Here is a 23,200-nt window from a genome sequence, read left to right as displayed (position 1 = left end):
CGTGACGCGTAAGCGGCCGGGTCCCACGACTTACCCGGTGCCTCACGGCTCACAATTCCAATTTACATTTCGACTAAATAAACAGGCCGCCAGCTTCCAAACCGTCAATCAAGGGACACCGAATGTCTTCGGCCTCCCATCTTAGCTTACCGCATCGGCATCGAGTTCACGTAGACGACGCTCGCCGCGAATTCCGCCCGCGGGAAAACCATCCCAGTACGCATTGAAACGAAGCCGAATCAGCTGGCGTTTGCCGATTTTCGACGGATCCGTCAACTCGTCCATTGTTGCTTGACCAACCGGAAATGTCGTAATCAACTTTGCCGGCTTGGTTCCCTCGCGAATCGAATAAACCAAAAGACATCGATTTTGGGGGTCGCCGGTTGATCGCGGAAAGGGAAACAGATCGGTCCGCAACTGCACGTTGCTTTTTCGTTCGCCAGAACTACTTCGGAGCTGAAAGGACTCTTCGATACGATGCCCACTTCGATGGACAATCTCGCTCGAGTTGAGCTTGGCCATGCTGCCGACGATTTTCACGGGCGGTTGATCTCGCAGCGACAACCGCGACAGAAAGAATGTCAAATTGCTGAGCAACGTTCCTCGACGTGGCAACGCTTGTAACGATTGACGCGGCAGACCGAATCCGTCTTCGATCGTTGATTTAATCCAGCGGTCTCGCTTGAAGCCATACGGCGTTTCGATTCGGCTCAGCAAATATCCGTACGTGTGCTGGATGCCAGCGTGAAACCCAGGCGGCCGCATCGGCACGCCGGTGATCTCGCCAAGCAGCGAGAGGATTTCGGGAGCCACGATGTCTTGGTTGGCCAACTCGTCGGTGTTAACCGATCGCCCCCAACGCCTTAATACGGATCGCTCGTCGCCAACGCGCTGCAAATGTCGATACAAACAAGGCATGCCAACACGCAAACGTGTAAATCGCTCTCGCTCACTCGCGGCTGCCGATAATTGCTCGCTCAGCTTCGGTAACGCGGTCTCTAAGTCCAATGCGATTCCTATTCCACTCTTGAATAGCAGGTCAATATAAGTCATTCCCCACAATGATCTGAGCCGACGGCGCTGTTGAATTCATCAAAATGTAAATCATAGTTGTGAGCCGTGGGCCGTAAGGCACCGGGTAATGCGTGGAACCCGGCCGCTCACGCGCGAGCGGCTCACTAAATCAACAGCCCGCTAGCGCCGTCGGATCACTAATGGATCGACGTTTCAACGGTATATACCGAACGACCTGCGTAGTGCCTACCCAAGCTCAAAGATCGGCATCGATCCCTTCTTTGCTTGCCCGTGTTCCCAGTTCGCCCCACAGCCCATACGGACTGGGGATCGGCAACTCATTTTCGTCGAGGACGGTGATGGGTGCCGGAGCGTTCAAATCGCCTGTGTCGATCGTGTCGGTGATAAACTTTACCGCGCCATCGCCGAACAACACATGACAACCGCCTTGATGATAACTGCCCGCCGAAAAAACACCGTCATGCAGTGGAGTTGCACCGATCGCACAACTTGTCGAGTTCGGAGGCAGAATCGCATGGACAAGCGACACGCCCGCGGATCCATCCGCAAATGCACCTCCGCGACCATATTGGCTGAGTGGGACGGAGTCGGCATAAAATCGAGACTGCTCTGGGATCGCCGTCGCAAGGCAATCTTTTGGCGAATCCGCGAGCGACGCGGGTTGATCAATGGCATATTGCCCGATCACAAGCTTCCGATTCTCCGTGCCGATTTCCGTCATCGCAATCGTCGAGGAAAGCCCATCGGTGATATCGCGAAACGAAACGATCATCCCTGGCGCTGTGAAACCGCGAACGTCGTCTAAGCCGGTGGCCTCGTGGAGTCCCAGCACCTTATCGCCGACGCAGAACGTATAGTTGGTCCGACCAAGATCAATACGACGGGACGGGTCCGATGGACATCGATACGTTGCATATTCAGTTCGCCAAGGATCATAATTTTTGTCCCATGGCACCGGGCCCATTGCGGGATAGCTGACTCCATCGTAGACCGATGGATTAGAAACACTTTCCCAATACGGACTTGCTTCGATAAACGGCGTCATCGCGATCAGGCCACTGATGCGGTGCTCGTTCGACTCGGTCCCAAACATCGCCGAAGGACATTGCTTGTAAGCCGCGTGATAGTTATGAATCGCAAGCCCAATTTGCTTGAAATTATTACTACAGGACATTCGCCGTGCCGCTTCGCGTGCCGATTCGACCGCCGGAAAACAGAGGGCGATTAGAACGGCGATGATTCCAACGACCACTAACAGTTCCAGTAACGAGAATGCCCGGCGGCTATTCATTTCGAACTCACGTGAAAACGACTTATTGCAACATCATCACCCTATGTGACGGTTTCAATATAACGCATTGGAATCGCCAACAAGATTGGCTGAAAGGTGAGTTTTTCTTTCGGTCGATACTGCAGCGACCTCTCCACCGACGACGTTGGTGGAGAGGTGGCAGAAAACCGGTGCAACTAAAAATCACAAGAACACCAAAGTTTTAGCAGTCCAAGACAATCCCTTCTCGAAACGGGATACTAATTTCCCGCGTGTTCCTAACCTTTAAAAATCGGAAGCCATTGCTTTTTCATACGCGTCGATTTCACTCTGAAAATCTGCGTCCGATTTCTCCGAGCGATCGCTCACGGATACACTGCCGCTACAGCCCCCAACCCAAACCATTACGATGAAGACACCGGCAATTAGAAGTAATTTATTCAATGTAACCTCGACCTGAATCAATCTAAGCAGATCGGAAGGACTCGTTCCGCATTTCGACCGTTTTGGCGCTAGCCACGGCTCCGATGCTCAACCGGGGCTAGCGCCCAAACGGCTAATGGGATTTAACCCAATGATTCCTACCTACCCTGCCTAGCAAGACAAGAACAGCACGTCCACATTGCGGCGGAATCAATTCAGTCCACCCAGCAAACGTCAAACACAACACACGAAATCTATCACGCTTCCCACATGATCCCATGAGTTTTTTGGGCGGGGAGGGTAAATTATGGAAAACCAACCGGCACCATTCTCTATGACTGCCCCCTTACTAAAACTTCCGCTAAACACACCTTGTGCTGCGGCTTGCCGCAAATCCGGACCAACGGCTCGAAAACGTTCTTCATAATGAGCGCAGAAACCGATCCGCCTCTCGCAGTGCTCACCAGCCATGAGGCGTGTCTCGGAGGCTGCGTTTTAACGAAAAAGCCAAACGGGTTACGCTGGACTGTCGCACCTTTGTAGGAAACGTTCGTTGCCTAATGTAGAACCATTATCCCAATTATTTCGCCTGCACAATTGGTTCAGGGGGGGGGACCAACAATTCAGACAAATGTTCTGCATTGCCAATCGCATGCGACTCGCGCGTTGCAACAAAAAAAGCCGAACTCGTTAAGAGTCCGGCTTCTAAAGGATTGTCACGATCGCCGAATTACTCGAGCGATTGAACTTCTTTGGAACCACGTGTTCCGAGAGCTCCCCACAAACCGTAGGTGCTCATTTGACCGGCACCGGCAGGAGCAGCGTTCTTGTCGCCTGCTTCGATGCTGTCGGTGATGAACTTGACCGCACCGTCGCCCATCAACACATGAGCACCACCTTGGTGACGGCTACCCATCGAAGAGACTCCTGTTCCGCTGTCGCCTGTTTCGGCAAAACAGCTAGGGGAATTCGGAGGCAGAATGGTTTGTACCGCAGAGTAAAACACACGCCCGTCAGCCCAACGATAACCACGTGATTGGTTTCCTGTGGAAACGTTTGATGTGAAAAATTGGGGACGAGCTGGATCGACATAGGTGTAGCAAAGGCCTGGATTCAGTAGCAGTGCAGCAAACGGTGCAGTGTTTCGATTATCGGCCTTGATTTCGTTCGCTCCCAAACTGGTCGCCATTTCACCCATCGCAATGGTATTGGCAAGTCCATCGAGCACGTCGCGAAACGCGGACTTATGACGGGACCAAAAGAATCCGCGGTTGGTGATTCGTGCTGTATTTGAAGTGTTGGTGTCGTCAGTTTGGGTGTTTTCGGTCATGTCTTGGGTACCGTTGGTTCCAGGACGATAGTACCCCTTGTGGCTCTTGCCACCGGTATTCACATAGTTAATGGTGTCCCCCAAGTTGACGGCATAGTTGGTGCGTCCAAGTGCAGGTGCCCCGACGCCGGGATCACTTGGGCAACGATAGGCTGGAACGTCGGTAATCCATGCGGGGTGAGCAGTCCAAGGGGTAGGCCCCATCGCAGGATAGATGCCGTTTGGATTTGCGATCTGTTCCCACAAAGATTGCTGTTCGTTGAATGGCAACAAACCAACCAACGCGCTTAAGAACAAGCGATTGCTGTTGTTGCTGTTCGGAGCCGCAACCAATTCGCGAGTTCCGCCCATGTTCATCGGCAGTTGATCATACGCCGAGTGATAGTTGTGAATTGCTAAGCCGAGCTGTTTGAAATTGTTACTGCAACTCATTCGGCGTGCCGCTTCACGTGCCGCTTGAACCGCAGGCAACAGCAGTCCGACTAAGACGCCGATGATGGCGATAACGACGAGCAACTCAACCAACGTAAAGCCAGATCGAGTACGAGCAAAATTCTTCATGTGCAAAATCCAATTAGATAAAACGATGAAACAAAAGAGAAAATTTCAAATGGACCGACAGCGCATACCGCGAGCGTCTTTGGTCACGAACGAACCAAAATTCACTGTTTTTGAACTGCGTCTTTAGACGTGACCATGCGACCCTCCACTCACAGATCGCTCGGCCACCGATGGGAGATCAGCCTTCCCCGCGCATTTGGCGCTCATACAACTCGGCTTCTGCAGCCAAGTCAGCATCGGACTTAACCGGTTGCTCGATCACGGTCGCCCCATCACGTCCGCCGCATCCCACAACAGGAACGACAGAGAAAACAGCAGCGACAAGCAGGAAAACTTTCAAATGATTCATTTACGGCTTATGGAAGGGGAACGGGAGGGAAATGGGCGGGATGGAAACCACGATTGATTGCTTAGTGAAACAAGAAATAAGCCTCAAGGTTTCGTTGCTGAATTCTATTTATGCGGAAATAAATGAATATGGAAATTCCAACGAGAATGCTACTTTTCGAACCAGATAAGTGCCAAGCAGGGGATTATCCGAAGACCGTTTAATAGGGGGACGCCCAAAAGTTGTCTGCAAGTGGCCGTGAAGCGCCTCTACCGGGGGTTCGAGCCATCGAAAAAGCGTTTTCGCTCCGAATTTACCGCTTCAAAACAAAGTGGACACTTAGTGAGCATTTCTTTCGAGCCTTACTTTTTTTCGCGCTACGATTTTGCACGTGTGCAGCTCCAGCAGGCTCGTCGTCGCTGATGTCTCACTTCCCTCAAATTCAGCACAACGATTAAAGAAAACCAGCCACGCGAGTGACTCCGCAGATCCGCCGATATGTTTTCGATAAAGGAAGACTCTCCGCGATGACTGAAACCAAGACAAAAATCAAGCCTATGTCCCCATCCGCTGCGATGTTCAACGAGGAAGGACTAAAAAAGGCAGCCGTGCTGTTAAGCTCGATGCCGACGAAAACGGCTGCACGGGTCCTTTCTCAATTACCGCCACGGGCAATTGAAGCGATCAGCATCATGATCGCCCAAACCGATTCGTTTGGTGGCGACGAGCAAGAAGTGGTGATCGCCGAGTTCCTGACCAGCAAGGCAAGCTCGATCTACGCCAGTCCCGGGGGACTCGAACGAGCCAAGGAGCTGATCAAAGAAGCCCTCGGCCGCGATGCCGGAGAGCTGCTCGGCAATCTGCAACAGACGATCGAGTCGATGCCATTCGGCTTTATCAAGAAAGTCGACGCCCAAACGCTGCTGCAGTTCATCGGTGACGAACATCCGCAAACGATCGCGTTGCTGCTCAGCCACGTGCCGTCGAACTATGCATCCGAGGTGATGTCGGGGCTCGATCCCGACAAACAACTCGAGGTGATTCGGCGGATCGCGACAATGGGGCGAACCAGTCCCGATGCGGTCGCCGAGCTGGAATATGGCCTGGAAATGCGACTCAGTAGCATGGTGAACCAATCGCACAGCAACACGGGCGGTGTGGCCAGCGTGGCCGAGATCCTGAATGTCGCCGAACGCAGCGTGGAACGAAACATCATGGAATCGCTCGGACGTGACGATCCCGAATTGTCCGACGAAATCCGCCGCTTGATGTTCGTCTTTGAAGACATCTCGAAACTGGGTGATCGCGATATCCAAGCACTTCTGAAGAACGTCGAAACGTCTCAGTGGGCGATGTCGCTAAAGGGTGCCAGTCAGGGGCTTCAGAACAAAGTCATGAAGAACATGAGCACGCGAGCGGCCGAAAACCTTCGCGAAGAGATGGAGTATCTCGGCAGTGTCCGGATCAGCGAAGTCGAAGCGGTTCAACAAAAGATTGTTGACATCGTTCGCCATCTCGAGGACACCGGCGAAATCTCGCGTCCGACTGGCGAGGAAGAAGAAGAATACGTCAACTAAACAGATCGATAGGAGTCATTCAACAGAATGATCTGAGCGGGCATGTTTCCTGCAAGATTGACGGCCCGCGCGGCTAGCGGACGGTTGATTTAGTGAGCCGCTCGCGCGTGAGCGGCCGGGGTCCACGCATTACCCGGTGCCTTACGGCCCGCGGCTCACAAAAGGATCGACGTTTCAGCCGTATATACCGAACGACCTGCATAGCGACAGCTCAGCAGCGATGCCGCGGGAAGGAGTGACAGGAGACAAGTTTACGCAGCCGTTAAGTACGATCCTCAACTACCTGTCAACCCCATCGCGAGGCATTGCTGCCTCGAAAAAGATACGGCAGCCGTTACAGACTACCTACTCGACCTATATTACGCGATACGTGGTAAAACAATATCGAGTGTTTTCTTCAATGCACCGCCACTAGCCCGGATTCCTTGGACCTCTTTCGGCCATAAATCGATTTCAAGCCGGTTGATGACACCGGTTCGACCGACCACGGTGGGTACCGAAAGTGCCACGTCGCGGATTCCGTAACATCCTCGTTGGACCGAGCTGACGGGAAGAATGCAGCGACGATCCAGAGCGATCGCATCGAACACGTCGCGAATGGCGATCCCGACCGCGAAGCCGGCCCCGCCTTTTCGCTTGATCACTTCGGCGCCACTGCCGCGAGTTCGTGTAAATAAGTCGCCGGCCATGGTCGCGTTCCAGCCTGGGAATTTGTCCAACGGCAAACCGCCCACGGTGGCACTGCTCCAAATCGGCACCATCGAATCGCCATGCTCACCCAAGATCAACGCCTTGGTCTGAGTCGGCGGTGCGTTTAGCTGAGCGGCAATCAATGAGCAGAACCGAATTGTATCGAGCTGAGTTCCCAAGCCGATGACTTGGTCCACAGGCAACCCGAGCATCTGAGCGGCAACGTAGGTCAACACGTCCACAGGGTTACTGACGACCAACACGATCGCCGACCGCTTGGGCCCAGCGGCCTTCACATCGCGAAGGATCTGGACGAACAAGTCGGTGTTGCGGTTGATCAGATCGAGCCGCGACTCGTCGGGCTTACGACGAAGCCCAGCGGTAATACAGATCACATCGCTATCGGCAATGTGCTCGTAACCGCCACCGACGATGCGTTGATCGGCAACACTGGGGCTGCCGTGTTGCAAGTCGAGCGCCTGGCCAATGGCCATTTCTTGGTTGACGTCGAGCAAGGCGATTTCGCGAGCGATTCCGCCGCACTGGATCGCGTACGCGGCGCAGGAACCGACGAGTCCACCAGCACCAATGATCGAGATTTTCATGTTGTCAGATATGTATGCGTTGCGAGTTTGTATTGAGAGAACCGTTGACAGGCTGGAAGCCTATCCCACACTGAACTAGCCCTTCATTTGGCGGATAACTTCGTCGGTGATCAGCTTGACGAGCTTCTCTTCGTCGATGCCATTGGCAGGCGAGCTTGCGACTGCGGCCTTGGCTGCCGATGCAACTGCGGCGGGTGGAGGCGTGAACGCACGTCGCTCAACGCCCGCTTCGGCCCATGAATCACGGAAGATGTCGTTAGCGCAAATGTCGCAATTCTCGAACTCGGCGGTGTTACGAGGATCTTTGTATCCCCACTTGTCTTTCAACTCGAGCAACTCTTTCGATTGACCTTGGCTCAAGTAAGAAACGTTGCCGAGCTGTTTCGCCAACATCAACATGCGGCAGTACGAATCGAGGATCTCGGTCCACCAATACGCTTGCTCGACCGTTTCGCCGTAGCTGACCGTACCGTGGTTCGCCAAAATCATCACGTTGGTTTTCTTGACAAACGGAATGATCGTATCGGCGAACGCTTGCCCGCCGGGCGTTTCGTACTTGGTGATCGGCACGTCACCGAGGAACACTTCGACCTCGGGCAGAATGCACTGAGGAATCGGCTCGCGAGCGATCGCAAACGCGGTCGCGTGTGGTGGATGGCAGTGAACAACGCTGCGGATGTCTTCGCGTTGGCGATAGATTTCCAAGTGCAACAGTGCTTCGCTACTTCGCTTTTTGCGACCCGACAATTGCTTGCCCGTCATGTCGACTAGCGAAATGTCATCAGGAACGAGAAAGCCTTTGCAGTGCAGCGTCGGCGTGCAGAGGACTTCGTTATCGCTGACGCGGACGGTAATGTTCCCGTCGTTGGCGGCAGCGAATTGGCGGTTGTAAATCCGCTTACCGATGTCGCACATGTCTTGTTTGATCTTATGAAGATTCTGCATAGCTGCTTTCCTTTATCGTTACGATGGGCCGCTGTGATGCGGTTCACTGAGCAAGAGGGTCTGTATATGTGTGTTAATTAAAGGTCGACTTCGTCCAACAACGCGACGATCGAGGCATCGAGCGGTTTGACATCCGAAAACGGCTGAGCCGCTTCAGGACCTTCGGCCAAAGCCACCCAATCACCGATCCCTGTCCCGCATAAATCCCACGCGATCACGGTGTCACCGCCGATCGGTTTATCGCCGAATTGATCAATCGACTCGACCAATTCAACACAACGCAACTTCGCTCCCTGCATCGCAGGATGCGAGCGAGAAAGAGTGACGGTGCCGATCGTGCGAGCGATTTTCATGTGCGGTTTGGTTGTTCGTTTAACTAGTTCAAAATTCGGGCTGCGACGTTGACCGCCGCAACAAAATTCAATGCGTTCATGTCTAGCACCCAAACTTGAGGTGCCAATTCCTTTTCAATCCGATCGACGGTGGCAATCGAACTGACCGTTGCTGCCCGACTTCCGGCACTGCAAATTCGGTAAACCTCTTTGCTCGGTGAGTCGCTTAATACGACCTCGACCGTCGCCGAAGCCCGAATCCCTCGCCGTAACAACTGCTGCGAAATCGCCGCTGCACGCTCGGGGTTCTCGTTGTCGGTGACCGCCATTTCGGACGGTTGCTGGTTAGTTTTTTTGGTTAGCTTTGTTTCGTCTTTCGCACTGCGAGTGATCGTGATCCCTAGCAGTTTCGCTTCGTCGCGTGCCGCCGGGGTGACAATCGCTTTCGTGGTGACTCGTAATTCTGTCTTGCCGTCCCCGGCTGCTTCCTTGACGGTCGCAACCGAGACAACGCCGGAAATCAGACTGGCTGGTTGCCCGCCGTTTTCCATTTGAATCTGTTTGACTCGCTCGATGACTTCACGAACGATCTTGGCAATCCATACCGGATCGATCGATGCGTGGGTCATGCGGGTCTCCGCTGGTCAATCAATCCAATCACGCTCCAGCGTGCCGGGGTATCTTCGTGTTTTGTGATTTCGCGAGCGTACGATCCGTCACTCGTTAACATCACTTGATCCCCTTTGCGACATCCCAAAATGTCCAGTGCGATCAACGGCGGCCCGTCGGGAGCGTCATCGACACCGGTCGGCTGGACAATCACGAGCCGTTGCCCCGCCAAGCTGGCGTGCTTCACGGTCGCTCGAGTCGATCCGATGACGGTGGCTGGTTGCATTTGGGTGAAGTGTTGGGGGGAATGTTTATGTTTTGTGACAGGCTGGAAGCCTGAGTTGCGTTTGATGACAGGCTGGAAGCCTATCCCACATTCAGGCTGGAAGCCTGTTCCACTAAATGACCCGTAGTTCGTCGATCATGCTGCAGCGACGCTCTCGTGTGAACGTGGTCGGCGATGTGACGCCTTCGCCCGTCGGTCCCGCAATCGAGAACGACAAGTAGCCTTCGCCACCGAGTCCAAGCGACGCCATGGAGGGGCCGTTTTTGACGTACAACGTCGTGTCCATTTCGCGACCCATCTTGGTCATGTTGTGGACGTTTCGCGAGTGAATCATGGCAGTGTGCCGGAAGCCGTGTTCATACTTCTTCGCCATTGCGATGGCGTGATCGACGTCGCGAGCACGCACGAAAGGCAGGAACGGCATCATTTGCTCGACGCTGACAAACGGGTGATGTTCGTCGGTTTCACCAAAGACCAGCTCGGTGCCGCTTGGAACCGAAACGCCCGCAGCTTCGGCCAACACACTGGCGTCGCGACCGATGAAATCTTTGCATGCCGCGTCGTGCTTGTCGTCGCCGACCTTCACAATCGCCTTGCTAGTCAATCGTGCAATTTGCTCACTGTTCAGCTGGACTGCACCGGCTCGTCGCATTGCGTCCATCATCTTGTCAAAGACGCTATCGACCACGAACACTTCTTTTTCCGCGATGCACAACAAGTTGTTGTCGTACGACGCACCTTGGATGATACAGCGGGCAGCGTTGTCAAAATCCGCAGTCTCATCGACGACCACAGGCGGATTGCCAGGACCTGCGACAATCGCTCGTTTGCCGCTGTTCAGCGCCGCACGTCCGACCGCAGGACCACCGGTGACACAGATCAGTGCGACGTCGCGGTGAGCAAATAATTCGTTGGCACTTTCGAGTGTCGGCTCGGCGATCACACAGATAATGTTGTCGATCCCCATCTCGGCCGCGATCGCTTCGTTGAATCTGCGAACCCCTTCGGCAGCAACTCGCTTGCCCGATGGATGCGGATTAACGACGACGGTGTTTCCACCGGCAATCATGCTGACCGCGTTTCCGGTGATCGTTGGTAAGCTGTGAGTCACGGGAGTGATCGCGCCGATCACACCGAAGGGTGCTCGTTCGATGATCGCCAATCCGTGGTCGCCGCTGAAACACTTTGTTTCCAGGAATTCAACACCAGGCGACAACTCACCTAGCGTACGCAGCTTTTCGATTTTATGCTCGGGACGTCCGACCTTGGTCTCTTCCATCTCCATCAAACCGAGCTCTTCGCATTGCTCGATGGAGATACGACGAATGATATCGATGATCTTTTTTCGATCTGCGAGCGAGCGATCACGCAGTTGTTCAAACGCACGACGAGCCGCGGTCACTGCCGATGCGGCATCATAAAAAATGCCGTGCTGGCCACCGGCGGGTTTGCCATTGGAAGCGGACGGCATCGGTCCAACTTCGGACAATACTTGAGCGACCACGCTGCGAATCAGGTTTTCGTCGAAATGCATAGTTTGGGTTTCTCGTTAAGTCTGCGTTTTGAACGTCTGTATTGGGGAGAGAGGATGCGTCGCTCTGCAGCGACTACTTGTCTCGGTCGTAGACGCTTAGTTTGTCAATGTGAACCGTGTCGACGATGCCGATGATGCAGGCATCAATTGGCAGCGGTTTGGTTTCAGGAGTCAATCGTGCACTGCTGCCTTGCACCACCAACACAAAATCGCCTTCGCCCGCGCCGATCGTGTCGACGGAAATAAACGTTCGTCCGGTCGTGACCAGCCGATCGCGTTTCTCGCCTTCGAGCCGGTAAGGCTCGACGACCAGCAATTTGTGACCTGTCATCGAACTCACTTTCTGAGTGCTGACGATCGATCCAGTTACTTTTGCGATAAACATGTTTGGGTGGAGTTCCTATTTGCCTACGCTTGTTGCAACGCGGATACAGTTTGCCGAGCCACGATGATCTCTTCGTTGGTGGGGATCACCCACAACGCCGTCCGGCTCGATTCGGCGTGAAACGTTGCTTCGCCCTTGAGCGATTTGTTCGCAGCCGGATCCACGACAATGCCAAGCTCTTCGAGCCCTTCGCACACACGTCCGCGAATCAGATCGTCGTTCTCACCGATGCCTGCGGTAAACACGATCGCGTCGGCACCACCGAGTGCCACGATCATGCCACCGAGATGCCGCCGAATCTCTTCGACAAACACATCAAGTGCCAATTGCGAACCCGCATCGCCTTGCTCGGCTGCTTCTTCGACGTCGCGGATATCTCCACTACGTCCACTCAGCCCCAACAAGCCTCCTTGGCTTGCCAGATGAGCCAGCGTCTCGTCGAGCGTCATTCCCGTTCGCTCAATAATCAGCGGCAACGCAAAGGGATCAAAGTCACCGACGCGGTTGTTTTGTGGCAACCCCGTTTGCGGCGTCATTCCCATCGTCGTCATCACACTTTGTCGATTCTGGATCGCCGTAATCGAACTGCTGCCGCCCAAGTGACACGAGATTACACGAGCGTCATCGCGACCGAGTAGCTCCGCACTTCGCGTGGCGATAAAGCGGTGGCTAGCACCATGGAAACCCCATTTACGAATATGAAATTCGTTGGCCCATTCGCGAGGAATGGCGTATTCCTTGCGAGCCGTTGGGATCGTTTGGTGAAAGTCAGTCTCGAACGCCGCCACCAATGGCAGATCCGCAAACCGCTGCTGCATCGCCTTCATCGCGGCAATGTACGGCGGGTTGTGAGCCGGCGCGGCTGCATTCATTTCCGCCATCGCATCAAGCACTTCCGCATTCACGCGGAACACGCCTGACATCCGGCCACCATGAACTGCCTTGAATCCAATCGCCGCTACCTCGGACGCATCCTTCAGCACGCCGTGCTCGGGATCGGTCAATTGAGCTAAACAAGCTTCGACGGCGACCCCGTGATCGGGTACCGACATCGTTCGCTCGTCCGACCACTCGCCGATCGAAACGGTACATTTGCTCTCGGTATCCCCAATGCGATCGACCGCACCGCGCGCTAAACAACGCTCGTCGGACATATCGTACAAGCGATACTTGAAACTGGTCGAACCAAGATTGGCTACGAGAACTAGCACTGCAGGCTCTTCGTGGGTAGGAGACAAGGATTCCATTCGCTGCATCGACAGACCGCCCGTCGATGCGGATTCAAACTCAGACGTTGAATCCGACTCTACGACAAAAAAGCTGCTGCCAAGCCTTCGCTAGGACGAGCGATAATGTGGCTGCCAACGAGTTCGCCAGCTTGTGCAGCTGCGTTCGCACCCGCTTCAACGGCTGCACGGACACTGCCGACGTCACCGCTGACAACGGTCGTGACATAAGCACCACCAATGTCGACTCGCTTGACGATTGCTACGTTTGCAGCCTTCGCCATCGCGTCGGTTGCTTCGATCAGGGCCAACAAACCTTTGGTTTCAATCAAACCGATTGCATCGTTCATGTTCTGTTTTTCTTAATTTTTGGATTGGATTTTTTAAAGAGAGGACTGGCAGGGCGAATCGCCCCGTCCGCTAGAAGCACTTAAGACTTCTTCGCTGGAGCCGATAGTTTCAGAACCTTGCCCAAGTCGTCGTGAGGACGAGGAATCACCTGCACGCTGACGACTTCACCGATACGGCCTGCCGCTGCGGCTCCGGCGTCGGTGGCTGCTTTAACAGCAGCAACGTCGCCTGTGACGAAAGCGGTGACCAAACCGCTGCCGACTTTGTCCCAACCGAGGAACTGAACATTGGCAGCCTTCATCATCGCGTCGCATGCTTCTACAAGAGCGATAAAGCCCTTCGTCTCGATCATGCCGAGCGCTTCACTAACTTTTGCCATAGGAGTATTACCTTAGGAGTAGAGGAACTAACTGAATGGATAGGAGGTTATGTTTTGATTCGAAAATCAGACGCGTGAGCCGACGGCACTAGCCGCGGGCCCATCGCCTTAATGGTTCTTGCAGGCACAATCGTCTTTGCGAAGCAGCACTTCGCTGGCTGCTTCCAGATTGCATGCGTTGCCTTCGTCGGTGTCGATATGGACTTCGAGCTTCGCGGCTTCATCGGCTCGCACCAACACATCTTCGAACACGACGCTGCAATCAGGACTCTTGATTTTCAACTGCATCATGTCGCCGTTCTTGACGCCAAAATGATCGGCGTCGGCGAAGTTCATGTGAACGTGTCGCGCCGCACGAATGACGCCTTGATCGAGTTTGACGGTTCCCGCAGGCCCCACCAAAACGCAGCCCGGCGTGCCTTCGATCTTGCCGCTGTGGCGAATCGGTGCGTTAATGCCCAAGGAGATCGAGTCGGTCAGTGCCAATTCAACTTGGCTAAACGGACGTGTTGGCCCCAGCACTCGTACGTTCGGCAGCATACGGCGGCGAGGTCCCACGACCATCACGGTTTGCTTTGCCGCGTAAAATCCGTCTTGGTACAGATCCTTGTCAGGCTCCAGCACGCTGCCGGCTCCAAACAAGATCTCGACGTGTTCGTCGGTCAAATGGACGTGTCGGGCCGAAATGCTGACTCGCAAATTAGGCTTGCCGTCGACCCAACCCGGAGGCATTTTTGCGGAGACCCCCGCATAGCCATTGGACGACTTGCTTGTGCCAGCACCGCCCATCGACGCCATTACGGCGCTGCGGACAAGGTTTTCGATACGATTGCGATCGATTGTTTGCGTCATTGCTGTGTTTTAACTTTGTTGTTTTGTTTCCATGTCGTCATCGCCAGACTCGTCAATCCCCGCAGCATTCAGCCCGGTTCGCGACGCGACGTGTTCGTTTCGTCCCGACGGATTCGCCAAGATTAGTCCGACCCCCGACGTTTCCAAACGTTCTTTCCACTCAGAATCAATTCCCGAATCGGTTACCACGGCGTTCACTTCGTTTAACCCGCATAACCGGCTCAGACTCACCTTGCCAAACTTGCTGCTGTCAGTCACCACGATCGATTGGTCCGCCGCGGCGATCATCGCTTTCTCGCTTTCCACCAGCATCATGTCGCTGTTGAAATAGCCTCGTTCGTTAATCCCTGCGACCGACAGAAATGCCTTTCCCACATTCAGCGTGTGAAGCATCGAGTCAGCCATCGGGCCAATCGCCACTGCGGTTCGTCCCCGAACGCACCCACCGATCATGATCAAATCGATCGACTCACTCGAGGAAAGCAGATGAGCCACCGGCAAACTGTTCGTCACCACTTGTAGCGGTCGCTTGACCAAATGCCTCGCCAACTCGTAAGTCGTACTTCCTCCGTCGAGCAAAATCGTGTCGTGATCGTCGATCAACTCCGCAGCCACCGCCCCAATGGCACTTTTGGCAGGCCACATCGTGTCTCGGCGATTGCCAAACACTCGCATCGTCGCGGTCTTGCCTGTCCAGAACACACCACCGTGCGTCCGCCGAGCATCTCCCGCCTTCTCTAACTCTTCTAAATCGCGGCGAATGGTTGATTCGCTGACGTTCAATGTCTCGGCAAGTTCGCCCAGTGCCGCAAAGCCACGGGTCTGGATCAACTCGCGGAGCTGGTCTCGTCGTGATTTGGTTGTCACCTGGCCTCCTCGCCACGAAGTCTTCCTAAGCCGCGTATTTTACTATGAATGATAGTTTTCTCTCATTTTTGCCGGAAATCAATCACCTATATCGCGATATGGGAGCTTTTCTGCAAACTATTTGGGTGGATTGAGCATTTTGGGGTGTGTCCGGGATCGACCATCATGGGCATTTTGAGTGGCGAATCGCGGCAAACATGCCGAGGACGGTAGCGGAAAAGAATCGCAGACAGACTCGAAGCCTCTCCCAATGCAGAAGCGGCATGAATCGGGTAAATTCGTCAATCGCCAATTTTGTAAGCCGTGGGCCGTAAGGCATCGGGTAACGCATAACGCCCGCCGCTTTTAAAACCTGGCCGCTTACGCGTCACGGCTCATAAAACCGACGCGCCGTTACCAAGATCCAGCACACACAAGCTAGCGCCACGCCAAAATCGCGGAGCGATCAGCGACGATCCGCGCCCCCACAAAACCAAGAGACAACATGAGCAATTTGAAAGGCAAACGGGCCGTCATCAGCGGCGCTTCACGCGGAATCGGACGCGGTATTGCGATCCAGCTCGCCAAAGCAGGGGCCGATGTGGTGATCAACTACCGTAGCCACGAAGGCGAAGCCGACGAAGCGGTCGCAGCGTGCGAAGCCCATGGCGTGCGGGCTTTCAAAGTCGCAGCTGACATGGCCGACCAACAACAAACCGAGGACTTGGTTGATCAAGCCGCCGAACTGCTTGGTGGTTTGGATATCGTGGTCAGTAATGCAGCTTATAGCGATCGACACACGATGTTGGCGACGGATTTAGATGAATTCCGCAAGACGATCGACATCAGCATGTGGGGCGCGTTCTATCTGATCCGCCGCGGTGCCCAGAAGCTTGTCGATGCCGGCAACGGCGGCAACTTGATCGTCGTCAGCAGCCCGCACGCGCACATCGCGATGCCGGGTGCAATGGCTTACAACATGGCCAAAGCAGCCAACGACCAAATGGCACGGACCGCCGCTTGCGAATTGGCTCAATACGGGATTCGCTGCAACATCATTCACCCGGGCTGGACCAATACTCCTGGGGAACGAAAATTCTTTAGCGAAGAGACGCTCGAGCAAAAGGGCAACGAATTGCCGCTCGGACGGCTAGGCGAACCCGAAGAGATCGGTCGCGGTGTCGTGTTTTTGTGCGATCCCGAAAGCCAGTACATTACCGGCAGCACAATCACCATCGATGGCGGCATTCAGTTGCCGTTCAAAGAGATGTACCGCGTTGAAGAAGCCAACGCCAGATAGTGCTAATGTGGGATAGGCTTCCAGCTTGTCATCCAGCATGGGGTTGCCGATGACAGGCTGAAAGCCTATCCCACATTGCAGGGACGAAACTCTTGGCGAGTTTCGCTACGCATGATGGTGTTGCCGATGACAGGCTGGAAGCCTATCCCACAGTTTAGCCGGCCATTCGCGTGATGCGATTGTGCGGTTGAGCAAGTTCTTCGACCGAAGCTTGATAGCGGAACTGCATCAAGTAGGCGTCTTCGACCGTGTCTTCGTAGAAATCGCGGAGCACCGAAATTGCCTTGAAGCCAACCGACTTGAAGAACAATTGAGCTTCGAGATTGGTCTCGCGAACTTCCAACATGATGCGGTTGCGACGCTCGTGCGACAGCTTGCCCAGCAACTTGCCTAGCATTGCGTGACCGACACCTTTGCGACGTCCGTCGGGATGAACGGCAAAGTTCAAGACGTGCAGACGGTTTTTGTGAAGTTCATAGATCATGAACCCAACAACTTGATCGTCCACTTCGGCGACCATACCGATGCAGTTGCGTTGGCGGAGACAGCGAATGAAGTCGTCTTCGGTCCAAGCGAACTCAAAGCTCTTGTTCTCAATGCCCAGGACCGCCGGCATATCTCGGCGAATCATCCAACGAATGTGAGTGTTTACAGCCTGCTTGGTATCCATGCTGGACTCCTTTCCACCTGAATGAACCAAAGACCTTAGGGGTGGCTTGCCCTCATGGCATCCCCAAGGTGCGAAAATAGTGTCGTCACCAACGACAAGCGAAGATTAGCAGATGCCCCAAATTGGACCAATACGGAATGGGAGCTGTCTGAGAATTTCTTGAAAAGGATTAGGGCGATCGCAGATTTCACATGAATTTCACGCAAAACGCAGTGCTTTAGCGCCACTTCTCGGTGAACGTCACCACTAGTTCCCACGCTGCTGCCTGCGAAAATAATGAAAACGGGAGCCCAACGCTGTGATCGATTTCGTAGCGGAACTCGTCAAGAGTTTCGGAGGATTTTGCTGGGGGACGAAAGTCTTGACGACTTCCGCTACGCCAAAGAAGCACGAAGGCTTTAAAAAAAATCGTTCACGGCGTTAAACAGCAGTCTGGGAACGAGCGTCAATGCACATATAGACCTGCTTAGCCGATCGCTTGCGCCAGATCGTTTTGCAAATCCTCGAACGACTCGAGTCCCACGGACAATCGAATCAGTCCATCGGTGATGCCAAACTTCTCGCGATCCGCCGCATCGTAACTGGCGTGCGACATCGTCGCGGGCTGTTCGATCAACGATTCCACCGCGCCGAGACTGACCGCCAAATGGAACAGTTTCGTCGATCCACAAACCTTGGCGGTTTCCTTCTTATCCGCGTCCAATTCGAACGTCACCATGGCTCCGAAACCACCATCCATTGTTTCCGCAGCGAGCGAATGCTGGGGATGCGAGGCAAGACCTGGGTACAAAACCGTTTTGACTCGCGGGTGCGACTCGAGCCACTGCGACAAACGTAGCGCCGTCGCGGATTGTTCGCGGACTCGCAAATCGAGCGTCTTTAAACCGCGAGAAACCAGGAAACAACTCAGCGGATCCAACACCGCCCCGGTCGCGTTTTGAATGTAATACAGTTGGTCGTAAAGCGATTTGTCGCTGACCGCCAAAGTGCCCCCCAAACAATCACTGTGCCCGCCCAAGTACTTGGTCGCGGAGTGCATGACGATATCGATGCCACTTTCGAGCGGCCGAATCAGCGCCGGAGTTCCGAACGTGTTGTCGACGCCGGTCAAGCAGTTTTTGGATTTAGCGACCTTGGCAATCTTGCGAAGATCAGGAATCGACAATCTTGGATTGCCGATCGTTTCGGCCCACACCAATTTGGTTTTGTCTGTGATCGCGGATTCAACGGCGGATATATCGGTCATGTCGACCAAGGTGACCTCGATTCCGGAACGATCACAGATTTTGTGCAGCAATCGATAGGCACCGCCGTACAAATCGCAACCGGCCACGACATGATCACCGCTGCGAAGCAACATCGTAACGCAGTGGATCGCGGCCATTCCCGATGAAAACGCGAGTGCCCCGCAGCCTCCATCGAGTGACGCCAACGTCGTTTCCAGATTGCGGCGAGTTGGATTTCCGCTGCGAGAGTAATCAAACTCGCCCCACTCGCCCGCGCCCGGTTGCTGAAACGTACTGGCAAGGTGAATGGGTGGAACGACCGCTCCGGTCGCAGGGTCCACTTCGTTACCGACGTGGATCGCGCGGGTGCGGAAGGTCGTTTTCTTCAGATCGTCAGAATGATTCATGATGCCGTATTTGATTCAACGTAGCGAAAGTCGCCAAGACTTTCGGAAAGAGAGAGTCGCCTTTTGCTCCGCAAAAGTAGCGTCCGACTGGGCGGAATAGGCTTCTAGCCTGTCGCCCATCGGGACGGCTGGCAATAGTTTGCCCAGCCTTCATTTCAGGGTAGTGGATCTTGCTAAAGATCCGGCAGCATGGGGATCTTTAGCAAGATCCACTACGGCCAGCCCTATCCCACATTGGGCTTACGCCTGGAGCGCTTGGGCCAAGTCGGCGATTAGATCTTCGGTGTCTTCGATCCCGCACGACATGCGAATCATGTTGTCGGCGATCCCGAACCGGACTCGATCTTCGGGGGTGCAGTGATAGTAGCTCATCACCAACGGCTGCTCGATCAGCGATTCGACTCCGCCCAAACTGGCGGCAATTCGCGGAATTTTCGCAGCGTCCACGATTCGCGACGTCTCTTCCCAATCCGCGTCTTTGACCGTAAACGTGATCAATCCGCCGAAGCCACGCATCTGTGCCACCGCTGATTCATGCGACGGATGCGATTTCAATCCCGGGTAATAGACACGGTCCACACGTGGGTGGGCCTCCAAGAACTCGGCGATCGCCATTCCGTTGTCGTTATGCCGCTGCATCCGCAGTGCAAACGTTTTCAGTCCTCGCTCGAGCAAGTACAAGTTGTGAGGCGAATTGACTCCGCCAAGCACTCCACGCAGCGATCGAACCGATTCCAACTGCTCGTGTCGTCCGCAAATCACGCCGGCAAGCAAGTCGTTATGGCCGCCGAGATACTTAGTTGCCGAGTGCAACACATAATCGACACCATAACCGATCGGTTTGATGTTGAACGGAGTCGCCAAAGTCGCATCGATCAACGTTTCGACTTCGTTGGACTTGCCAACCGCCGCAAACTTTTCCAAATCGATGGTCGTCAAATGCGGATTGGTCGGCGATTCGCTGACCAACATCTTGGTCCGTGGCGTGATCGCGGCTTCGAGTGCCTCGAAATCGCCCGTCGGAACTTGGTGTGTCACCACGCCAAACCGCGACAAATGTTTTGCACAAAATTCGCGACTGCGATGATAACACTGGTCAAAGAACACGATTTCGTCGCCACTGCTCAGCTTCGCCATCAACAGACCGACAATCGCGGCCATGCCCGAACTATACAGAATCGCCTCTTCGGCCCCTTCGAGTGCCGCCAATTTGGCTTCGACACTTTTTTCGTTGGGATTGCCGTAGCGACCGTACTCTTCGCGTTCGTCTTCGCCATTCACGAAACGCAACAGCGACGCGGTCGAGTCAAAAGTAAACGTCGACGCCGCGTAGATCGGAGCGGTAATCGAACCTTCGGCTTTTTGCCGCTGTTCGCCACTGTGCACGCACTGGGTCGACGCACCGAGCGATTGCTCGTTAGCCAGCCCGCGAGGCGAGGGTTTTGGAGAAGAGTGCTTGGCTGCAGAAGAGTTTTCCGCGGCACAATCCGCACCCGAGTTCGTGTCCGCTGAAAGTGCGGAATCACCTGTGCGACCCAATTTGGCCGCGTCTGAATCAATCGTCATATTTTTTGTCATGGCTCTTTAGCAGTTAGGCTGCAAGCGGCCGCAAATCCCAATGTGACGAACCTCCGCCGAGGTCGCCCATTCACGTTAGAAATAGGCTATCCGCCCAAGGGCAACTCGACAAGGGTTTTCCCAAAATTCCATCGAAGCTAACTGTGCGGCGGATCGGTCGACTGACAGGACCGCCAAAGTTTCACATTCCGCCCCCCTGTGGAGACGGCTGATTTAGTTACCTGTTTTGGCCAACGCTGTGAAGCATTTATAGACGGCAAATTGCGGCATTTGGGTTTTGTAGCTACGCTCGCCAGAGCGTGGATGGTTGCCGCATAAATAAGAATCACCACCTTCTGGCGAAGGTAGCTACAAAACGGCCTCGCCCGGCCGTGCTTGGCGTGCTGTCAACTTCAGAGGACAATGGCGAAATGAGCTGTTGCCGAAAAACGTTCCGCGTCTGGATTCCGATACTATGCCTGTTTTTTGGCTACTCGGCATTCGCGGAGGAACCCCGGCAAGGTTGGCCGCATATTCGCGGCCCCCACTATGACGGCCGCTCCGCCGAAACCGGACTAGCAGACCAGTGGCCAACCCAGGGGCCCCCGGTGCTTTGGTCGAAAGAACTCGGCCAAGGCTATTCCGGATTTGTGATCGCCGACAACCGAGTCTACACCCAGTACCAAACTTTGAGCGGCCAGTTTGTGCTCTGTTTGGATGCCGAGACGGGCGAGACGATTTGGCGTTACCGCTACGATTGGCCTTTCCAACCGACTGGGCTGTACCCAGGCCCACGTAGCACACCGACGATCGCGGCCGACCACGTCTTCTTCACGACTCCCTCCGGCGCGGTTTCCTGTCTTTCCCTCGAGGGCAAACTCGTCTGGTCACGCGACTTAACCACGGAACTGGGCGGCAAGGGAACCGAATTCGGTTACGCATGCTCGCCCACCGTTATCGATGGCAAAGTGATTCTGCCGATCGGAGCGGTCGGCGGCAGCATGGTGGCTCTGGATCAAAACGATGGGTCGATCGTTTGGAAATCCGGCGATGAACCGGCCAGCTACACCCCGGCGATGCCGATCACGATCGACGGGCAATCACAAGTGATCGGATATCTCGAGAACGACTTGGTTGGATACGACCTGAAAACGGGCGAGCGATTGTGGAGCGAGCATCTGTCCAATGGCTACGACGAACATTCCGCCTGGCCGATCTACGACGAACCATATCTTTGGACCTCGGCTCCGTTTCAAGCGGGATCGCAACTATGGAAATTGAGCGGGCGATCCGCTGATGACTCTGGCGACGCTGCCTGCAGCACCGTATGGCAAAGCTCCGTGATGTCCAACGATGTCTCCTCAAGCGTTTTGGTGGATGGCTACTTGTATGGCTTCGACGTCGCCGAGGCCCAATCGAAAGCCCACCGGCCGACGCGAGGCTGTTTCCGTTGTCTCGACTTTCTAACCGGACAACAACAATGGGCCAATGGAATCGCCAAAACGCGGCGAAAAACAGATTTCGAGTCCAACCGAGACGCGGAAGTGGTGGGCCACGCCAGTGTGATTGCGGCCGATGGCAAGCTGTTTCTGCTAAACGATCTCGGTGATTTGATTTTAGCTGAGGCCAATCCCGATCAGTACATCGAACGAGGCCGAGTGCGAGTTCTGGGAGGCGAAATCAGTTGGACCGCACCGGCATTGGATCAAGGACGCTTGTTTGTGCGAAACCACGGCCACGCGGTTTGTTTATTCGTCGGCGAACCCAAGTCGCAAACGCCCGAAAATTGGACGACCGCTGCCGAGATCCCTCAAGGCGAGGTGCGAGACTACTCGCTGTTGCTGGGCGTCGAACCCGAATATGCGATGGATCCGCCGACCTATCGTTGGCTGTGGAATTGGTACGTCTGCGGAGTTGCGATTCTTTGCGTTGCGGGACTTTTGTCTGCGATCACTTTTGTGGCCTTTCGACAACGCATCACGCTCGATCAAAGCCGAGTCGTATTTGTGGCAGTCACGGTGTTAATGGGCATCGTCGTCGGAACTCCGGCAAGCATCTTGATGGGGGACTTTGTGTTCACATGGCCGGTGGCCCTATTTGCCTTGTTCGCGTTGGCGATCCAGCGGAGCGAACTACGACGCCCCGTTCGATCGCCCTTGAGTGGATTTCGTAGACCGACAAGTCTGATATCACGAAGCAGTTTCGCAGTCTTCCTGATCGCTTGCGTGATCTATTTCGTTGCCTGTCGGCAGATGAGTTTGGTGACGCAATGGTTCTTTCTGTGGGGATTCTGGGCCGCTGCTCCCGCCCTCGTGGTGACGCGTTATTGGCAAAACCGAACAGGTTGGCGTTCACGCGTGATCGAGTGGGTGATGATTCAAATCGCGTTCGGACTGTTTTCCGGATCGACTGCGGCGCTGTTGGATTACCGTTACGATTTGGTTTGGTCTTAAGTCAAAAAGTGCGTCATGACACT

The 23,200-nt window shown here is 54.6% G+C and carries 22 protein-coding genes; 3 read left to right on the top strand and 19 right to left on the bottom strand.

Features of this window, described 5'->3' with window-relative positions:
- Positions 1–141: 141 nt before the first annotated feature.
- The 4 genes from SH528x_RS15555 to SH528x_RS15540 all read right to left on the bottom strand — a co-directional run bounded on the left by SH528x_RS15555 (position 142) and on the right by SH528x_RS15540 (position 4,968).
- A complete protein-coding gene (locus tag SH528x_RS15555) occupies positions 142–1,053 on the bottom strand; it encodes a hypothetical protein (protein WP_442511430.1) in 912 nt (303 codons plus the stop codon).
- Positions 1,054–1,270: 217 nt separating this feature from the next.
- Complete coding sequence (locus SH528x_RS15550; RefSeq protein ID WP_442511429.1) at positions 1,271–2,326, bottom strand: DUF1559 family PulG-like putative transporter; 1,056 nt, start codon at positions 2,324–2,326, stop codon at positions 1,271–1,273.
- Between the two features lie 1,132 nt (positions 2,327–3,458).
- Positions 3,459–4,619, bottom strand: coding sequence for a DUF1559 family PulG-like putative transporter (locus SH528x_RS15545; RefSeq protein WP_442511428.1), 1,161 nt, complete (start codon positions 4,617–4,619; stop codon positions 3,459–3,461).
- A 178-nt stretch (positions 4,620–4,797) separates the two neighbouring features.
- Positions 4,798–4,968, bottom strand: a complete 171-nt coding sequence (locus tag SH528x_RS15540; protein WP_442511427.1) for a hypothetical protein — start codon at positions 4,966–4,968, stop codon at positions 4,798–4,800.
- A gap of 506 nt (positions 4,969–5,474) precedes the next feature.
- Between SH528x_RS15540 and fliG the strand changes: the two genes are divergently transcribed.
- On the top strand, positions 5,475–6,524 hold the full coding sequence (gene fliG, locus SH528x_RS15535) for a flagellar motor switch protein FliG (protein WP_442511426.1): 1,050 nt from the start codon (positions 5,475–5,477) through the stop codon (positions 6,522–6,524).
- A 359-nt stretch (positions 6,525–6,883) separates the two neighbouring features.
- Here fliG and SH528x_RS15530 read toward each other — a convergent pair whose 3' ends face one another.
- The 12 genes from SH528x_RS15530 to SH528x_RS15475 form a co-directional block, all read right to left on the bottom strand.
- Positions 6,884–7,819, bottom strand: coding sequence for a lactate/malate dehydrogenase family protein (locus tag SH528x_RS15530; protein WP_442511425.1), 936 nt, complete (start codon positions 7,817–7,819; stop codon positions 6,884–6,886).
- A 75-nt stretch (positions 7,820–7,894) separates the two neighbouring features.
- Positions 7,895–8,764, bottom strand: coding sequence for a class II aldolase/adducin family protein (locus SH528x_RS15525; RefSeq protein WP_442511424.1), 870 nt, complete (start codon positions 8,762–8,764; stop codon positions 7,895–7,897).
- A 77-nt stretch (positions 8,765–8,841) separates the two neighbouring features.
- Entirely contained in the window at positions 8,842–9,117 is a 276-nt protein-coding gene (locus tag SH528x_RS15520) for a EutN/CcmL family microcompartment protein (RefSeq protein ID WP_442511423.1), read from the bottom strand.
- 23 nt (positions 9,118–9,140) lie between these two features.
- Positions 9,141–9,725: a hypothetical protein gene (locus SH528x_RS15515; protein ID WP_442511422.1), complete on the bottom strand. Its 585-nt coding sequence runs from the start codon at positions 9,723–9,725 to the stop codon at positions 9,141–9,143.
- A complete protein-coding gene (locus tag SH528x_RS15510; protein WP_442511421.1) occupies positions 9,722–9,991 on the bottom strand; it encodes a EutN/CcmL family microcompartment protein in 270 nt (89 codons plus the stop codon). The genes SH528x_RS15515 and SH528x_RS15510 overlap by 4 nt, the downstream gene beginning before the upstream one ends.
- Positions 9,992–10,103: 112 nt before the next feature.
- A complete protein-coding gene (locus SH528x_RS15505) occupies positions 10,104–11,525 on the bottom strand; it encodes an aldehyde dehydrogenase family protein (RefSeq protein WP_442511420.1) in 1,422 nt (473 codons plus the stop codon).
- A 73-nt stretch (positions 11,526–11,598) separates the two neighbouring features.
- On the bottom strand, positions 11,599–11,910 hold the full coding sequence (locus tag SH528x_RS15500) for a EutN/CcmL family microcompartment protein (protein ID WP_339941960.1): 312 nt from the start codon (positions 11,908–11,910) through the stop codon (positions 11,599–11,601).
- A 23-nt stretch (positions 11,911–11,933) separates the two neighbouring features.
- Positions 11,934–13,121: an acetate/propionate family kinase gene (locus SH528x_RS15495; protein WP_442511419.1), complete on the bottom strand. Its 1,188-nt coding sequence runs from the start codon at positions 13,119–13,121 to the stop codon at positions 11,934–11,936.
- Positions 13,122–13,216: 95 nt separating this feature from the next.
- Complete coding sequence (locus SH528x_RS15490; RefSeq protein ID WP_442511418.1) at positions 13,217–13,486, bottom strand: BMC domain-containing protein; 270 nt, start codon at positions 13,484–13,486, stop codon at positions 13,217–13,219.
- Between the two features lie 80 nt (positions 13,487–13,566).
- Positions 13,567–13,866: a BMC domain-containing protein gene (locus SH528x_RS15485; RefSeq protein WP_442511417.1), complete on the bottom strand. Its 300-nt coding sequence runs from the start codon at positions 13,864–13,866 to the stop codon at positions 13,567–13,569.
- Positions 13,867–13,974: 108 nt separating this feature from the next.
- Entirely contained in the window at positions 13,975–14,655 is a 681-nt protein-coding gene (pduL, locus tag SH528x_RS15480) for a phosphate propanoyltransferase (RefSeq protein ID WP_442512135.1), read from the bottom strand.
- Between the two features lie 72 nt (positions 14,656–14,727).
- Positions 14,728–15,585 (bottom strand): DeoR/GlpR family DNA-binding transcription regulator, encoded by an 858-nt coding sequence (locus SH528x_RS15475; protein WP_442511416.1) that lies wholly within the window; start codon positions 15,583–15,585, stop codon positions 14,728–14,730.
- Positions 15,586–16,069: 484 nt separating this feature from the next.
- On the opposite strand from SH528x_RS15475, the gene SH528x_RS15470 reads away from it, so the two are divergent.
- Positions 16,070–16,864 carry an SDR family NAD(P)-dependent oxidoreductase gene (locus tag SH528x_RS15470; RefSeq protein WP_442511415.1) on the top strand — a complete coding sequence of 265 codons (795 nt, stop codon included), beginning with the start codon at positions 16,070–16,072 and terminating at the stop codon, positions 16,862–16,864.
- 154 nt (positions 16,865–17,018) lie between these two features.
- Here SH528x_RS15470 and rimI read toward each other — a convergent pair whose 3' ends face one another.
- The 3 genes from rimI to SH528x_RS15455 all read right to left on the bottom strand — a co-directional run bounded on the left by rimI (position 17,019) and on the right by SH528x_RS15455 (position 20,745).
- Complete coding sequence (rimI, locus tag SH528x_RS15465; protein WP_442512134.1) at positions 17,019–17,495, bottom strand: ribosomal protein S18-alanine N-acetyltransferase; 477 nt, start codon at positions 17,493–17,495, stop codon at positions 17,019–17,021.
- A 505-nt stretch (positions 17,496–18,000) separates the two neighbouring features.
- Complete coding sequence (locus SH528x_RS15460) at positions 18,001–19,167, bottom strand: trans-sulfuration enzyme family protein (RefSeq protein ID WP_442511414.1); 1,167 nt, start codon at positions 19,165–19,167, stop codon at positions 18,001–18,003.
- A gap of 240 nt (positions 19,168–19,407) precedes the next feature.
- The gene (locus tag SH528x_RS15455; RefSeq protein ID WP_442511413.1) at positions 19,408–20,745 is read right to left on the bottom strand and encodes a trans-sulfuration enzyme family protein; all 1,338 of its coding nucleotides are present in this window, start codon (positions 20,743–20,745) and stop codon (positions 19,408–19,410) included.
- Between the two features lie 410 nt (positions 20,746–21,155).
- Between SH528x_RS15455 and SH528x_RS15450 the strand changes: the two genes are divergently transcribed.
- A complete protein-coding gene (locus SH528x_RS15450; protein ID WP_442511412.1) occupies positions 21,156–23,177 on the top strand; it encodes an outer membrane protein assembly factor BamB family protein in 2,022 nt (673 codons plus the stop codon).
- Positions 23,178–23,200 lie beyond the last annotated feature (23 nt).

This window comes from Novipirellula methanifontis (assembly GCF_052161655.1).
Classification (GTDB): Bacteria; Planctomycetota; Planctomycetia; order Pirellulales; family Pirellulaceae; genus Novipirellula.
This window is presented reverse-complemented; position numbering and strand designations above follow the sequence as displayed.

Coding starts and splice junctions, on each gene's coding strand:
- SH528x_RS15490 (WP_442511418.1), bottom strand. CDS start 13,486: ATGAACGATGCAATCGGTTTGATTGAAACCAAAGGTTTGTTGGCCCTG.
- SH528x_RS15470 (WP_442511415.1), top strand. CDS start 16,070: ATGAGCAATTTGAAAGGCAAACGGGCCGTCATCAGCGGCGCTTCACGC.
- rimI (WP_442512134.1), bottom strand. CDS start 17,495: ATGATTCGCCGAGATATGCCGGCGGTCCTGGGCATTGAGAACAAGAGC.
- SH528x_RS15505 (WP_442511420.1), bottom strand. CDS start 11,525: ATGCATTTCGACGAAAACCTGATTCGCAGCGTGGTCGCTCAAGTATTG.
- SH528x_RS15550 (WP_442511429.1), bottom strand. CDS start 2,326: ATGAATAGCCGCCGGGCATTCTCGTTACTGGAACTGTTAGTGGTCGTT.
- fliG (WP_442511426.1), top strand. CDS start 5,475: ATGACTGAAACCAAGACAAAAATCAAGCCTATGTCCCCATCCGCTGCG.
- SH528x_RS15500 (WP_339941960.1), bottom strand. CDS start 11,910: ATGTTTATCGCAAAAGTAACTGGATCGATCGTCAGCACTCAGAAAGTG.
- SH528x_RS15515 (WP_442511422.1), bottom strand. CDS start 9,725: ATGACCCACGCATCGATCGATCCGGTATGGATTGCCAAGATCGTTCGT.
- SH528x_RS15530 (WP_442511425.1), bottom strand. CDS start 7,819: ATGAAAATCTCGATCATTGGTGCTGGTGGACTCGTCGGTTCCTGCGCC.
- SH528x_RS15450 (WP_442511412.1), top strand. CDS start 21,156: ATGAGCTGTTGCCGAAAAACGTTCCGCGTCTGGATTCCGATACTATGC.
- SH528x_RS15460 (WP_442511414.1), bottom strand. CDS start 19,167: ATGAATCATTCTGACGATCTGAAGAAAACGACCTTCCGCACCCGCGCG.
- pduL (WP_442512135.1), bottom strand. CDS start 14,655: ATGGGCGGTGCTGGCACAAGCAAGTCGTCCAATGGCTATGCGGGGGTC.
- SH528x_RS15455 (WP_442511413.1), bottom strand. CDS start 20,745: ATGACAAAAAATATGACGATTGATTCAGACGCGGCCAAATTGGGTCGC.
- SH528x_RS15485 (WP_442511417.1), bottom strand. CDS start 13,866: ATGGCAAAAGTTAGTGAAGCGCTCGGCATGATCGAGACGAAGGGCTTT.
- SH528x_RS15545 (WP_442511428.1), bottom strand. CDS start 4,619: ATGAAGAATTTTGCTCGTACTCGATCTGGCTTTACGTTGGTTGAGTTG.
- SH528x_RS15555 (WP_442511430.1), bottom strand. CDS start 1,053: ATGACTTATATTGACCTGCTATTCAAGAGTGGAATAGGAATCGCATTG.
- SH528x_RS15520 (WP_442511423.1), bottom strand. CDS start 9,117: ATGAAAATCGCTCGCACGATCGGCACCGTCACTCTTTCTCGCTCGCAT.
- SH528x_RS15540 (WP_442511427.1), bottom strand. CDS start 4,968: ATGAATCATTTGAAAGTTTTCCTGCTTGTCGCTGCTGTTTTCTCTGTC.
- SH528x_RS15510 (WP_442511421.1), bottom strand. CDS start 9,991: ATGCAACCAGCCACCGTCATCGGATCGACTCGAGCGACCGTGAAGCAC.
- SH528x_RS15525 (WP_442511424.1), bottom strand. CDS start 8,764: ATGCAGAATCTTCATAAGATCAAACAAGACATGTGCGACATCGGTAAG.